Below are 14026 nucleotides of genomic sequence, written 5' to 3'. Positions count from 1 at the left end.
CTCTCAGGCGCGGCGCGGCTCGGTGGGGGACAGATCCTCGGGCGCAGCGAGGGATTCGCGGTGGAGCGACAGCAGGCTCTCAACCGTCGCGGACCACGGCATCGTCTCCGCCCGCGCTCGTGCTCGGACGCGTTGCTGCGCCTGCGGGGCGTCGAGAATCCGCTCGATCGCGTCCGCGAAGGCCTCGGGAGCGCTGCTCGCGGACTCACCCGCGGTCCCCACGACGCTCGGCAGTGCCGAGTCCGCGTGAACCACCGCAGGCGTCCCGGACGCCAGCGCCTCGAGGGCGGCCAGGCCGAAGGTCTCGATCGGTCCCGGCGCGACCACCGCATCGGCCGTCGCCAGCAACGCCGCGAAGCGCTCTCGGCTCTCGACGAAGCCCAGGAACGTGATCGGCAGTCCGTGCGCCTGCGCCCGCATGCGCTCGGACCACGTCCCTGCTCCCGCGCTCACCAGCCTCACGCGCCGGCCCCGTGACACCAGCACGCGCACCGCCTCGATCGCGAGGTCGGGTCGCTTCTCGGGGGACAGCCGCGAGGCCATCAGCAGCAGCGCCTCGTCCTCGTTCGTCAGCTCGGATCGCAGCGCTGGGTCGCGTCGCGACGGATCGAACTGCTCGAGATCCACTCCCAAGGGGACCAGGCGGGCGCTGACGCCGATGCGCTCGAACTCCTCGGCGGCGTAGGCCGTGGTGGCCACGACCGTGGTGAAGCGACGAGCGGTCCCGCGGTTGTGCGCATCGGCCGTGCGCTCGACCAGGCCCCGTCCCAGCCACGACGGCAGGTTCGCGGTCAGCACGCCATCGGCGCGCTCGTGGGCGAGGAAGACGCTGGGGATGGATCGGTCGCGCGCCCACGGACCGAGGCCGCGCAGGGTGGTGCGGTCGGAGACCTCCAGGGCGTCGGGGCGGAAGCCCGTGAGCGCCTCGCGCACGTCCTGCACGCGTGAGATCAGGCGGTAGCCACCGGTCAGCGGCAGCACCGGGCTCGCGATGCTGACGCGCCGGCCGAAGGGCGTCTCCTCGTCGGCATCCGCAGGGCCCGGCACCACCATCAGGAACTCGTGACCGCGCTCGAGGTACCCGCGGCCCAGCTGATGCATCGCGGTGCGCAGCCCGCCTGACGTGGGTCCGTAGAAGTTGGCGACGTGCGCGATCCTCACGGGCGCACCGCCTCGTGCTCGAGCACGTCCCAGGGCCGCACCGGCGTCTCCGCCTGGAGCTCGATAGCCTCGCGGTAGTAGCCCATCAGCAGCTCGCAGACGTCCGGCCACGTCCGCGCCTCGACGCTGATGCGCGCCTGCGCCCCGAAGCGCTCCCGGCGCTCGCGGTCCTCGACCAGCGTGCGGACGCCGGCGACCATCTGGTCCAGCCTGCCCGGCTCGTACAGGTAGCCCGTGTGATCAGGGTCGACGAGGTCGATGGGCCCACCACGGCGCGGCGCTAACACGGGCACGCCAGCGGCATGGGCCTCCTGGATCCCCTGGCAGAAGGTCTCGAGCTCGCCGCAATGCACGAACACATCCAGGCTCGCCAGGGCCCGGGCGAGCTCGTCGCCGCCCAGGAACCCTGTGAACGTCGCGTCCGGCAGCAGCGCCTCGAGCCGCGACCGCGCGGGGCCGTCGCCGATGACGACCACGCGGATCCCGTCGATCTCGCTGAGCCGCGCGAGGTCCTCGACGCGCTTCTCCGCGGCGAGCCGGCCGGCGTAGCCGACCACCACCTCGTCGCGGGGCGCCCACGCTCGACGCAGCGCGTCGTCTCGACGGTCGGGGCGAAACCGGCGGGTGTCGACGCCGCGCGGCCATAGGCGCAGGCGGGGCACGCCCACGGCCTCGAGCTGACGCATCGCGTAGGTGGACGGCGCGAGGGTGAGTCCCGCCCGGCGGTGGATGTTGAGCAGGCGGTCCCACAGGATGGGCTCGCCCCAGCCCACGCGATAGCGATCCGCGTAGGACGGCACCTCGGTCTGGTACACGGCGACGGTGGGCAGTCCCAGCTCGTTCGCCGCCCTCACCCCCGCCCAACCGAGCATGAACGGCGAGGCCAGGTGCACCACGTCGGGGGAGTAGTCGTCGAGCAGGCGGCCGATGCGCGCGGCACCGGAGAGGGACACGCGCACGTCGTCGTATCCCGGCCAACCCATCGCTGGCAGTCGCAGCACCTCGGCGATCCCGTATCGCACCGGACCGGCGGAGCCCTTGGCCTCGGGCGCGATCACCAGGGCCTCGTCGCCGCGGCGCCCCAGGTGCTCGATCACGCGCAGGAGCGAGTTGGTCACGCCGTTGGCGTGCGGGAGGAAGCTCTCCGCGAGCAAGGCGACTCTCACGGCTCCATTGTCGCGACCTGGGCGTCGCTCGCCACCTGGGGAGGCTGGAAAGGTCGCGTGAACATTGAGTGACCGGACAGTGGCCGCGTGCGTGGGGAGCTCGGTGAGAGGCGCACCGGGCTGGTGCGACAATGGCCGCATGATCCCTGTCTCGCGTTCCCTTCTGCGCGCCGGCGTGGCGCTGGCCGGCATGCTGATCGCGATCGCCGCGACCGCCACCATCGCCTCGGCGCACACGTCGCTGCGAGCCTCCAACCCCGAGCAGGGATCGACGGTCGAGAACCTGTCCGAGGTGCGGCTGGAGTTCGATGGCGAGCTGCTCGAGATCGGCACCGAGCTGTCGATCGTGGACGCGTCCGGCGCGCAGACGGCCCTCGAGCCGGAGTTTCCGTCCACCAACGCAGTCACCGCCAGGGTGGACGAGCAGCCGGCTGCCGGCGATGCCGAGCTGGTGTTCCGCGTGGTTGCCGCTGACGGCCATCCCATCGAGGGGGCGGTGCTCTTCACCGTCGCGCCCGGAGCGCCGGTCGAGACCACCGAGCCCACGGAGCAGCCCACCGAGCCAGCGAGCACACCCGAGCCCACCGCATCGGCCGCGGTGACGGACGCCGAGGTCGAGCCCATCGCCGTCGACGAACCCGAGGACGAGCCCGGCGACGTGCCGGGATGGGTATGGCCCGTCATCGCCTTGGCCGCCCTGGGTGGCGCTGGCGTGGCGATCGCGGCTGCCAGGCTTCGCAATCGCCCATGACACCCCGCGGCTGATCGGCGAGACGGTGACGGACCTCTTCTCCACGCTCGATGCCGGACAGCCGCGCTGGCGCCTGCCGCGATCCGCCCGCGACCCTCGCGCGTGGCACGTGCTCGCCGCCTTCGCAGTGGTGGGCTTCGGCATCGGTCTCACCCAGAACGGCGCCGCCGGCGTGGTGCAGGACCAGGTCGCTGACCTCGACACCACCGTGGACGTGCTGGGCTTCACCATGGTCGCCTACTCGCTGGGCGTGGTCGTGGGGGCGCCGCTGCTCATGGTCGGCCTGGGGCGCATGGGCAGGCGGCCGCTGCTGCTCGCGACCTCCGCGATGTTCCTGCTCACCTCGGTCGCGACGGTGCTCGCTCCCACGGTCGAGGCACTCATGGTGATCCGCTTCCTCGCCGGCGTGCCGCACGGGGCTCTGCTCGGCGCCGCGTCCTACGTCGCGATGACCGTGCTGGGCCGTGAGCGTCGCGGCCGCGCGGTGTCCATCATCATGCTGGGCCTGACCACCTCGCTCATCGTCGGCGTCCCGTTCATGCAATGGCTGTCCAACGCGTCCGGGTGGCGCATGGCCTACGTCGCGGTGACACTCGTGGCCGTGGTGGCCTTCGCCGGCGTCTGGGCCTTCACTCCCAACGTTCCAGGCAACCCGCACGCCTCGCCCCGCGCCGAGCTGCGCGCCCTGCGCGGTCGACCACTGTGGACGGCCATCGTCGCCGTGACCGTCGGCTTCGCGGGCCTCGGTGCGGTGTTCTCCTACATCGTCCCGCTGCTCGAGGTCACCAACGGGTTCGGTGCCGATCAGGTGACGTGGATCCTGGTGGTCTGGGGCTGCGCGATGACGCTGGGCGCCTACCTGGGCGGCCGGCTCACGGATCGCTCGCACATCGGTGCCGGACGGCTGGGCCTGGGACTGGCCTCACTCGCGCTGCTCGGCATCGCGGTGCTAGGCGACATGCCCGCCGTGACCGTGGCGCTGCTGGTGCTGCTGGGATGCTCGATCCAGATCTTCTCCCAGTCCTCGCAGGTGCATCTCATGGACGTCATGCACGGATCCCCGTCGCTGGGCTCCGCGCTTGCGCACGCTGCTCTCAACGCAGCGACCGCGCTGGGGACGGGACTGGGAGCACTGGTGATCGCGGCCGGCTTCGGCTACCAGGCGCCCGCCTGGGCGGCGCTCGCGCTCGCGGCCGTCGCGATGGTGATGATCACGCTCGGGCCCGGCTATCGCGACCTCTCGCGCACGCCTCGAGCGGCGCCGTGACTGTGAAACGATGGACTCCATGAAGCTCAGGCTCGGCACTCGCGGCTCGACGCTCGCGCGCACCCAGTCAGGCATGGTGGCCGATGCGCTGGTCGAGCATGCCGCAAGCGTGGGGGTCGAGCTCGAGGTCGAGCTGGTCGAGATCACCACCCATGGCGACATCTCGCGCGGGTCCCTGGTGGGCCTCAGCGAGGTGGGCGTGTTCGTCAACGCTCTGCGCGACGCGCTGCTGGCCGGTGAGTGCGACTTCGCGGTGCACTCGCTCAAGGACATGCCGACGGCGCCGCACCCGGAGCTGGAGCTCGCCGCGATCTCGAAGCGCGCGGACGTGCGCGACGCCTTGTGCACCACCGGGCCAGGGCTGCGGGACCTGCCTGAGGGAGCGCGCATCGGCACCGGATCGCCGCGGCGGGCCGCGCAGCTGATCTCGCTGCGCCGCGACCTGCGCGTCGAGGGGCTGCGCGGCAACGTCGACACGCGCCTGGGCAAGCTCTCCGGAGAGCTCGATGGCGTGGTGCTCGCGGCGGCGGGCCTCGAGCGCCTGGGCCGGCTGGACGAGGCGACGGAGCTGCTGGACCCGACGGACATGATGCCCGCTCCAGGGCAGGGGGCGCTCGCGATCGAGATCGCCCCGGGCGCCGACGATGCCTGGGCAGACCTGATTCGCGCCCTGGATCACGCGCCCACGCGGGCGGCGGTCACGGCCGAGCGGTCACTCCTGGGCGTCCTCGACGCCGGCTGCGCCGCACCGGTCGCGGCATACGCCACCGTCGCAGGCGAGCGCTTGAGCCTGCGGGCTCGCGTGGTGGACGCCGGCGGTACGCTCGCGCTCAACGAGACCGCACAGGGTCCCGCGTCCGAGGCTGCGTCGCTGGGCCGATCGACCGGATGGACGCTCCTGGGCCGCGGAGCCGGCCGCCTCATGGGAAGGGCATGACATGGATCTGACTGCACTGCGAGGAAAGCACCTGCTGGTGCCCGTGACCGCTCAGCGCCGCCACCTCGCGCTCCGCCTGGCGGAGGCCGGAGCGATCGTCGAGGAGGTCGACTTCATCGCGATCGCTCCCACCGAGGACCTCGAGGCGCTCGAGGAGGCCACGCTGTCCTGGTGCGCGGGCGACTTCGACTGGATGGCCGTCACGTCGCGCAACGCCCTGGCCGCCATGGAGCGCATCGCCCGGGCGCGGGGCGTCTCCCTGAGCGCACCGCTGCCGGATGCGCAGGTCGCCACCGTGGGCGAGGCCACCCGGGGGGTGTGCGAGGAGATGGGTCTCGAGGTCGCGATGGTGCCGCAGGGCCGCCAGAACGCGCGCGGGATCGTCGAGGAGTTCCCCGACGGGCCGGGCAAGGTGCTGGTGCCGCACGGCAACCTCGCCGCGCCGGTGCTGCCTCGCGGACTCGAGCGCAAGGGCTGGTCCGTCACGACCGTCGAGGCCTATCGCACCGTCGACGGCTCCGGAGTGGGCCGCCAGCTGCGCGAGGAGATCGAGGACGGACGCTTCGACGCGATCCTGCTCACCTCGGGCTCGGTCGCGGAACGCCTCGCTGCCTCGGGCGCCCTCGTTCCCGAGGAGACTGCCGTCGTGGCCATCGGTGACATGACTGCGGCCGCCGCGCGGGCCGCGGCCGTGCCCGTCACGTCGGTGGCGACGGCTCCGTCCTACGACGGCATCGTCGCCGGTCTGCTCGCCGCGCTCGACCCCGATGTGGTGGAGGAGTTCGACGCGCTCGACGAGGACGCAGCCGACGACGAGGACACGGCCGATGCGCCGGCCGAGGAGTTCGGCGAGCCGTCCGTCGAGTCGTCCGATGAGACGTCAGCGCCGAACGCGGACTCGGCCGAGCCGGCCGAGTCCGAGGCCGCCGATGACGCGCCCGAGCCCGTCGCCGAGCCTGCTCCGGAGGATGAGCGGTCGTGAGCCTGCCCGTCCCGTCGCGCCGCCCCCGCCGGCTGCGCACCACGCCAGCGATGCGACGCCTGGTCAGCGAGACCCGCGTGCATCCGGCGCAGCTGGTGCTCCCCGTGTTCGTCCACGAGGAGATCGACGCGCCGCGTGAGATCCCGTCGATGCCGGGCGTCCAGCAGCACACGCTCGAGTCCCTGCGCGGCGTCATCGAGGATGCGGTCCAAGCGGGTATCGGCGGCGTCATGCTGTTCGCGATCCCGGCGTCACGCGACGCGGTGGGATCCGAGGCCTGCGAACCGAACGGCATCCTCAACCGCGCCATCGACACGGCCCGCAACGCCGCAGTGCAGAGGCTCGTGGTCATGGCCGATCTGTGCCTGGACGAGTTCACCGATCATGGCCACTGCGGCATCCTCGACCCTCACGGCGAGGTGGACAACGACGCGACCCTCGAGGTCTACGGCCGCATGGCGGTCGCGCAGGCCGAGGCTGGGGCGGATGTCCTCGGGCTCAGCGGAATGATGGATGGCCAGGTCGCGGCGGTGCGCGCGGCGCTCGACGGCGCCGGCTTCCAGCGCACGAGCGTCCTGGCGTATGCCGCCAAGTACGCCTCGGCCGCGTACGGTCCCTTTCGCGACGCCGTGGAGTCCGGGCTGCAGGGCGACCGCCGCACCTATCAGCTGGACCCGGCCAACGGACGCGAGGGTGCGTTCGAGGCGGCACTCGACGAGGCCGAGGGCGCGGACATGCTGATGGTCAAGCCGGCCCTCCCGTATCTGGATGTGCTCGCGGACGTGGCCAGCGCATCGGCCGTGCCCGTGGCGGCGTACCACGTCTCGGGCGAGTACAGCCAGATCGAGGCGGCCGCGCAGCGCGGCTGGATCGACCGCCGCGCGGCGCATGTGGAGGCCGTCACCTCGATCGTCCGCGCCGGCGGCGACATCGTGCTCACCTACGCAGCGCTCGACCTCGCGGAGTGGATCCGCGCCGACTGACCGGGCCGCCCCTGGCCCCGAGGAGGACTCTCGTGACCACCTTCACCGACCGCGCCGCGGCCATCCTGCCCGGCGGCGTGAACTCTCCCGTGCGCGCCTGGAACGGCGTGGGGGGTGAGCCGGTCCCGATCGCGTCCGCGCGTGGCGCGTACGTGACCGATGGGGACGGCCGCGAGTACGTCGACCTGATCGGCTCCTGGGGCCCGGCGATCCTTGGCCACGCCCATCCCACGGTGGTGCAGGCGGTTCAGCAGGCCGCCGCGAGCGGACTGTCCTTCGGTGCCACCTCGGCGCGCGAGGTCGAGCTGGCGGAGGAGATCCGTGGTCGCTACGCACCTGCCGAGCGGGTGCGGCTGGTCTCGACCGGCACCGAGGCGACCATGACCGCGATCCGGCTCGCGCGGGGTGCGACGGGGCGCGCCAAGATCATCAAGTTCGCGGGCCTCTACCACGGGCACTCGGACTCGCTGCTGGTCGCGGCCGGCTCCGGCCTGGCGACGTCGGGTGTGCCCGACAGCGCCGGCGTCACCCCCGGCACCGCGGCGGACACCATCGTCCTGGCGTTCGGAGACGAGGACGCCCTGACGGACGCGTTCGCGGAGCACGGGCAGCAGATCGCGGCGGTCATCACGGAGGCGGCACCCGCGAACATGGGCGTGGTGCGCCCTCCGCTGGGCTTCAACCGGCTCATCTCGACGCTGTGCCGCAACGAGGGTGCGGTCATGATCGTCGACGAGGTCCTGACAGGATTCCGGGCCGGCCCCGCGGGGTACTGGGGCGTCGAGCGCGACGAGGATCTCGCCGCGGGCGTCGAGCCCTGGCAGCCGGACCTGGTGACGTTCGGCAAGGTCATCGGCGGCGGCATGCCCGTCGCGGCCGTGGCCGGGCGCGCCGACCTCATGGAGCAGCTCGCACCGCTGGGCCCCGTCTATCAGGCGGGCACCTTGTCCGGGAACCCCGTCGCGGTGGCGGCCGGCCTGGCGACCATGCGGCTTCTGACGGACGACGTCTACCAGCGCGTGGCGGCAGCCTCCGAGGCCCTGTCCGGGGGAGTGAGCGAGATCCTGACGGACGCGGGCATCACCCACGCCGTGGGCCGCGCGGGCACGCTGTTCAGCCTCTTCTGGGGCCTGGGCGTCGCCCCCATCGCGTTCGAGGACGTGGCGCGCCAGGACACCGCCCAGTTCGCGCGGTTCTTCCACGCGCTGCACGATGCGGGCGTGTACCTGCCGCCCAGCGCGTACGAGGCATGGTTCGTGTCGCAGTCGCATGGCCAGGCCGAGATCGAGCGCGTGCTCGACGCCGTGCGCGCCTGGGCCGCCACCGAGGCCTGAGCCCCACCGCGGCTCGCGCGACCGCGCACCTCACGGCGCGACAGCGGATGCGGTGAGCACGGCGACACATCGCGATCGCTGGCGTCGAGACGCTGGGGCCGCGCGCGCGGGCGGGCGCCACGAACGGCCCGACGCTCTTCTCACAGAGCGCCGATGCGCGCTGTCGGAGCCCTCACAGCCCACCCGGGCGCGGGGTGAGGAAGAGTTCGCGCACGCTTCACATGGCGACGAGTCAGGCGAAACATCCCCTCCCTAGGTTGATGACTGTCCGATGGAGCACTGTGCGGAGTGCCCCGGCCGATGGCGGCCCGGACTTCATTCATCCAATGAACCCTGGGGAGGGGTCTCATGACCGTTCAGGACAAGGCAGGCGTCACCGACGTCGAGCCAGGCGCAATCGGCAAGGGCCGATGGATCGAGCGCTGGACCCCGGAGAACGACCTGTTCTGGGAGGCCAAGGGCAAGTCGATCGCCTTCCGCAACCTCGTCTTCTCGATCGTCGCCGAGCACATCGGCTTCTCGGTCTGGCTGCTGTGGTCGATCGTCGTCGTCAAGATGTACGGCACCTTCGACGAGTCCGGCGCGCTGGTCGCCGCCGGTGCCAACGGCTGGGCGCTCACGGCGAGCCAGGGACTGACCCTGCTGGCCGTCGCCTCCGGCGTGGGGGCGTTCCTGCGCATCCCGTACACCTTCGCGGTGCCCATCTTCGGCGGTCGCAACTGGACCGTCATCTCCGCGCTCCTGCTGCTGATCCCCACGCTGGGACTGGCGTGGGTCGTGGGACGCCCGGAGACGCCTTTCCCGGTGCTGGTCGCAATCGCGGCCACGGCAGGGTTCGGAGGCGGAAACTTTGCCTCCTCGATGTCCAACATCTCGTTCTTCTACCCGGACAAGGCCAAGGGGTGGGCGCTCGGGCTCAACGCGGCTGGCGGCAACATCGGCGTCGCGGTCGCGCAGAAGCTGGTGCCGTTCGTGATCGGCATCGGCGCGCTGGGGCTGTCCGCCGCCGGACTGGTCTACGTGCCGCTCGCTCTCGCATCGGCGATCCTCGCGTTCCTGTTCATGGACAACCTTCGTGAGGCCAAGGCGGATCCCAAGCCCACGGCGAGGTCGCTCAAGCATGGCCACACCTGGCTCATGGCGTTCCTGTACGTGGGGACGTTCGGATCCTTCATCGGCTACTCGGCGGCGTTCCCGACGCTGCTCACCGTGGTCTTCGAGCGCCCCGACATCGCCCTGACGTGGGGCTTCCTGGGCGCGCTCGTGGGATCGCTGTCCCGACCGTACGGAGGCAAGCTCGCGGACCGGTTCGGCGGCTCCAAGATCACCCTCGTGTGCTTCGTGCTCATGGCCGCCATGGGCTTCGCGGCGGTCGAGGGGGTGCGCGGCGAGAACCTCGCGCTGTTCTTCGCGAGCTTCATCGCGCTGTTCGCCCTCACCGGCGTCGCCAACGGGTCGACCTACCGGATGATCCCCTCGATCTTCAACCGGCTGCGCGACCAGCACGGAGACGGATCGGACGAGTCGTACCTGGACTTCAAGCGGCAGAGCGCCGGCGCTGTCGGCATCATCTCCTCGATCGGAGCGTTCGGCGGCTTCGCGATCCCGTTCGTGTACCTGTGGTCGCGTGAGACCTTCGACGGGTCGATCGTCCCGGCGCTCCAGATCTACTGCGGCGTGTTCCTGTTCATGGCAGCGCTGACGTGGGTGTTCTACCTGCGCAAGGGCGCCCGGATGGCGAACGTCTGATCGTGTCCGCCACACACGGCACCGCGTCGCCCGAGGCTCCTGAGCTCTCGGGCGACGCGGTCGCGACCCATTGCCCCTACTGCGCGCTCCAGTGCGCACAGACGCTGACGCGCACTCCGGGGGCGCGTCTGCCGCTCGAGGTGGCCGGTCGTGACTTCCCTACGAACAGGGGAGGGCTGTGCCAGAAGGGCTGGACGTCCGCGGAGGTGCTGCGCGCCTCCGATCGCCTCACGACGCCCCTGATCCGCACGGCGGACGGCGGCTTCAGGGAGGCTCAGTGGGACGAGGCGCTCACGCTCGTCTCGAGCCGTGTCGAGAGCCTCCAGGCGGAGAACGGTCGCGACACCGTCGCCGTGTTCGGGGGAGGCGGCCTCACCAACGAGAAGGCGTATGCGCTGGGCAAGTTCGCTCGCATCGTGCTGCGCACGCCGTTCATCGACTACAACGGCCGCTTCTGCATGTCCTCGGCGGCCGCGGCCTCCAACCGCGCATTCGGCATGGACCGCGGCTTGGGCTTCCCGCTCGAGGACCTGGGCGGGGCCGATGCGGTCCTGATCCTCGGCTCGAACATGGGCGTCACGATGCCACCTTTCGTGCAGCATCTTGCGGGCGCGCGCGAGCGAGGCGGCCTGGTGGTCGTGGACCCGCGCGAGACGGTCACGGCGCGGCTCACGCACGGCGACAGGGGCATCCACCTCGCGCCCGTGCCGGGCACGGACATGGTGGTGCTGCTGGCTCTCACGCACGTCGTGCTCGCCGAGGGCCTGGCGGACCAGGCGTATCTGCGGGAGCGCACCACCGGGCTCGATGCCGTGCGCCGCTCCGTCGCGCAGTGGTGGCCCGAGCGTGCGGAGGCGGTCTGCGGCATCCCTGCAGACGAGCTTCGACGCACCGCGCGCCTGCTGGCCGCCGCCTCGCCGTCGCGCGGGGGGCGGGGCGCCTACGTGCTCACGGGTCGCGGCATGGAGCAGATGAGCCAGGGCACGGCCTGCGTGAGCGCGGCGATCAACCTCGCTCTCACCCTGGGCCTCGTGGGCCGCCACGGCTCCGGCTTCGGCCCTGTCACGGGTCAGGGCAACGGCCAGGGCGGGCGCGAGCACGGACAGAAGTCGGACCAGCTGCCCGGGTACCGGATGATCACGGATCCCGCGGCGCGTGAGCATGTCGCCCAGGTGTGGGGCGTCAACCCTGACGTCATTCCCGGGCCCGGCGTGCCCGCGGTGAAGCTGTTGGACTCGCTGGGCAGGGAGGGCGGTCCGCGTGCGCTGTTCGTGCACGGCAGCAACGTGGTGGTCAGTGCTCCGAATGCCGATGCGGTGGTCGAGTCTCTGAAGAGGCTCGACCTGCTCGTGGTGAGCGACCTGGTGCCGTCCGAGACGGCGATGCTCGCGGACGTCATCCTCCCCGTCACGCAGTGGGCGGAGGAGGAGGGCACCATGACCAACCTCGAAGGGCGCATCATCCGCCGCCGCAAGGCCGTCGATGCGCCGGGCCAGGCGCGCTCCGAGCTATGGATCCTGGGTGAGCTCGCGCGCCGGCTGGGCGTCCTCGGAGGCTTCCCCGACGATCCCCGCGCCGTGTTCGACGAGATGGCACGCGCCTCGGCCGGCGGAGTCGCGGACTATGCCGGCATCGACTACGACCGGCTGGACGCGGGCGAGCAGATCCACTGGCCGTGCCCGGACGCTCGCCACCCCGGGACGCCGCGGGTGTTCCTCGACTCCTTCGCGACTCCGGACGGGCGCGCGCGGATGGTCGCGGTCGATCACCACGCGCCAGCCGACGACGTGCGCGCGGACGCGCCGATCCACCTGGTCACGGGCCGCGTGCTCCAGCACTACCAGTCGGGCGCCCAGACGCGCCGCGTGGATGAGCTCAACGACGCTCAGCCCGCGCCGTTCGTCGAGATGCACCCGCTGCTCGCGGACCGCCTGGGCCTGAGCGAGGGCCAGGACGCGATCCTCACCACCGCCCGTGGCGTGGCCGTCGCCGCGGTGCGCGTCACCGAGTCGATCCGCCCGGACACGGTGTTCATGCCCTTCCACTGGGCGGGTGCCGGCAGTGCCAACCGCCTCACCAACGACGTCACGGATCCCATCAGCGGCATGCCCGAGTTCAAGGTCACGGCAGTCGCCATCGCGCCTGCGCTGTCGCTCGACCCCACGATCCCCGAGGAGGTGAGCGCACCGTGAAGGTTCTCGTGATCGGCAACGGCATGGTCGGCTCGCGATTCGTCGACGAGCTGGTCCGCCGCGACCCAGACGTCCGCGTGACGGTGCTGGGCAAGGAGACGCACGAGCCGTACAACCGTGTGCTGCTGTCGAGCGTGGTCGCAGGCAAGACGGCCCCTGACTCACTCGCGATGGCGACCGCGGACAGCGACCGCGTGGACGTGCTCGCCGGGGTCGCCGCGACGCACATCGACCGTGCGGCGCGGACGGTCACCGACTCTCGTGGTCAGCGTCACTCGTATGACCGGCTGGTGTTCGCCACCGGCTCGCAGGCCCGCATCCCGAGCATCCAGGGCATCGCGACGGATCGCGGCCTGATCCCCGGCGTGAGCGTGCTGAAGGACCTGGACGACGCGGAGGGCATCGTCGCCGCGATTCCCAAGGCTCGCCGTGCGGTGGTGCTGGGCGCCGGCGTGCTGGGACTCGAGGTCGCGACCGGGCTGGCCTCGCGCGGCCTCGCCGTCACGCTGGTGCACCACTCGGACCGCCTGATGGAGCGCCAGCTGGGTGACGCGGCGTCGCGCATCGCGACCGGCTCGCTCACCCGCTTGGGCGTCACGGTGATCACCCAGACCTCGGTCGCTCACGCCCGCGATCGTCGGGGCGTGCTCAGCGCGGTCACGCTCACCGATGGCACCGAGCTGCTGACGGACATGCTCGTGATGTGCGCGGGCACCATTCCGGAGGCGGCGCTGGCACGCGGCGCCGGACTGCCGTGCGAGCGCGGCATCCTCGTGGGTGCGGATCTCGCCTCGCCGGCGGACTCCTCGGTGTTCGCGATCGGCGACTGCGCGCAGCCGCCCGAGGGTGGCACGGGGCTGGTCGCCCAGGGGTGGGACCAGGCCTCACGGCTGGTCGATCAGTGGACGGCCGATGCTGTGGCGGACCGGGCGGCGCAGCCGTCCGAGCAGGTCGGTGCTGACCTGACCAACGTGGTGCGCGTCAAGGCGATGGGCCTGGACGTCGTGACCATGGGGCTGTCAGGCAAGTTCGATCATGGCGAGCGCGACCTGCGCGCCGTGCGCATGAGCGACCCGGCGATCGGGCGGTTCGTCGAGGTCGTGGTCTCGCACGGACTGCTCGTGGGCGCCACGGTGGTGGGGGACAAGCAGTGCGCCAGCGAGCTGTCCGCGATGTACACGCGCATGCTGCCGGTGCCGTCGGACCCCGCACACCTGATCATCAGGCCCCTCGCATCGGCCGCTCGGCCTGCCGCCACCTCGGTGGCGGACATGGGGGACGACCACACGGTCTGCCAGTGCAACTCGGTGCCCAAGGGGCGCATCGTGGCCGCTGTCGAGGGCGGCTGCGGGAGCGTCGAGGACGTCTCCCGCGCCACCCGGGCGGGCACGGGGTGCGGCGACTGTCGCTCCCTCGTGGGCGACATCATCCGCTCGTGCGCCGCGGCGCAGGAGGCAAATGACGCGAAGGTCCCCGCGCTCGCGGGGTCGATGGAGGGATAGAT

Annotated in this window: 11 protein-coding genes; 9 read left to right on the top strand and 2 right to left on the bottom strand. The window is 71.7% G+C overall.

What is annotated here, in order from left to right; translation table 11 throughout:
* Nucleotides 1-3 precede the first annotated feature (3 nt).
* Both Dac01nite_RS09180 and Dac01nite_RS09175 read right to left on the bottom strand, forming a co-directional pair.
* Nucleotides 4-1161 carry a glycosyltransferase gene (locus tag Dac01nite_RS09180; protein WP_203656216.1) on the bottom strand — a complete coding sequence of 386 codons (1158 nt, stop codon included), beginning with the start codon at nucleotides 1159-1161 and terminating at the stop codon, nucleotides 4-6.
* Complete coding sequence (locus tag Dac01nite_RS09175; protein ID WP_203656215.1) at nucleotides 1158-2327, bottom strand: glycosyltransferase family 4 protein; 1170 nt, start codon at nucleotides 2325-2327, stop codon at nucleotides 1158-1160. The genes Dac01nite_RS09180 and Dac01nite_RS09175 overlap by 4 nt, the downstream gene beginning before the upstream one ends.
* A gap of 139 nt (nucleotides 2328-2466) precedes the next feature.
* On the opposite strand from Dac01nite_RS09175, the gene Dac01nite_RS09170 reads away from it, so the two are divergent.
* The 9 genes from Dac01nite_RS09170 (at nucleotide 2467) to Dac01nite_RS09130 (ending at nucleotide 14024) form a co-directional block, all read left to right on the top strand.
* On the top strand, nucleotides 2467-3078 hold the full coding sequence (locus tag Dac01nite_RS09170) for a copper resistance CopC family protein (protein WP_203656214.1): 612 nt from the start codon (nucleotides 2467-2469) through the stop codon (nucleotides 3076-3078).
* Between the two features lie 25 nt (nucleotides 3079-3103).
* Nucleotides 3104-4345: an MFS transporter gene (locus Dac01nite_RS09165; protein WP_203656213.1), complete on the top strand. Its 1242-nt coding sequence runs from the start codon at nucleotides 3104-3106 to the stop codon at nucleotides 4343-4345.
* Nucleotides 4346-4364: 19 nt separating this feature from the next.
* Entirely contained in the window at nucleotides 4365-5282 is a 918-nt protein-coding gene (gene hemC / locus Dac01nite_RS09160) for a hydroxymethylbilane synthase (RefSeq protein ID WP_203656212.1), read from the top strand.
* Between the two features lies 1 nt (nucleotide 5283).
* Nucleotides 5284-6264 carry a uroporphyrinogen-III synthase gene (locus Dac01nite_RS09155; RefSeq protein ID WP_203656204.1) on the top strand — a complete coding sequence of 327 codons (981 nt, stop codon included), beginning with the start codon at nucleotides 5284-5286 and terminating at the stop codon, nucleotides 6262-6264.
* A 50-nt stretch (nucleotides 6265-6314) separates the two neighbouring features.
* Entirely contained in the window at nucleotides 6315-7247 is a 933-nt protein-coding gene (hemB, locus tag Dac01nite_RS09150) for a porphobilinogen synthase (RefSeq protein ID WP_239066617.1), read from the top strand.
* 32 nt (nucleotides 7248-7279) lie between these two features.
* Entirely contained in the window at nucleotides 7280-8581 is a 1302-nt protein-coding gene (hemL, locus tag Dac01nite_RS09145; RefSeq protein WP_239066600.1) for a glutamate-1-semialdehyde 2,1-aminomutase, read from the top strand.
* 348 nt (nucleotides 8582-8929) lie between these two features.
* Nucleotides 8930-10330, top strand: coding sequence for an MFS transporter (locus tag Dac01nite_RS09140; RefSeq protein WP_203656202.1), 1401 nt, complete (start codon nucleotides 8930-8932; stop codon nucleotides 10328-10330).
* Nucleotides 10331-10332: 2 nt separating this feature from the next.
* Nucleotides 10333-12522: a molybdopterin oxidoreductase family protein gene (locus Dac01nite_RS09135; RefSeq protein ID WP_203656200.1), complete on the top strand. Its 2190-nt coding sequence runs from the start codon at nucleotides 10333-10335 to the stop codon at nucleotides 12520-12522.
* Complete coding sequence (locus tag Dac01nite_RS09130; RefSeq protein ID WP_203656197.1) at nucleotides 12519-14024, top strand: FAD-dependent oxidoreductase; 1506 nt, start codon at nucleotides 12519-12521, stop codon at nucleotides 14022-14024. Before Dac01nite_RS09135 ends, Dac01nite_RS09130 begins: the two co-directional genes overlap by 4 nt.
* The last annotated feature ends 2 nt before the right edge of the window (nucleotides 14025-14026 follow it).

The organism is Demequina activiva, from assembly GCF_016862815.1.
In the GTDB taxonomy this organism is placed as follows: Bacteria; Actinomycetota; Actinomycetes; order Actinomycetales; family Demequinaceae; genus Demequina; species Demequina activiva.
This window is presented reverse-complemented; position numbering and strand designations above follow the sequence as displayed.

What these genes read in the sequence shown, in the direction of transcription:
- Dac01nite_RS09170 (WP_203656214.1), top strand. Translation starts at nt 2,467, where the DNA reads ATGATCCCTGTCTCGCGTTCCCTTCTGCGCGCCGGCGTGGCGCTGGCC.
- hemC (WP_203656212.1), top strand. Translation starts at nt 4,365, where the DNA reads ATGAAGCTCAGGCTCGGCACTCGCGGCTCGACGCTCGCGCGCACCCAG.
- Dac01nite_RS09155 (WP_203656204.1), top strand. Translation starts at nt 5,284, where the DNA reads ATGGATCTGACTGCACTGCGAGGAAAGCACCTGCTGGTGCCCGTGACC.
- hemB (WP_239066617.1), top strand. Translation starts at nt 6,315, where the DNA reads ATGCGACGCCTGGTCAGCGAGACCCGCGTGCATCCGGCGCAGCTGGTG.
- Dac01nite_RS09140 (WP_203656202.1), top strand. Translation starts at nt 8,930, where the DNA reads ATGACCGTTCAGGACAAGGCAGGCGTCACCGACGTCGAGCCAGGCGCA.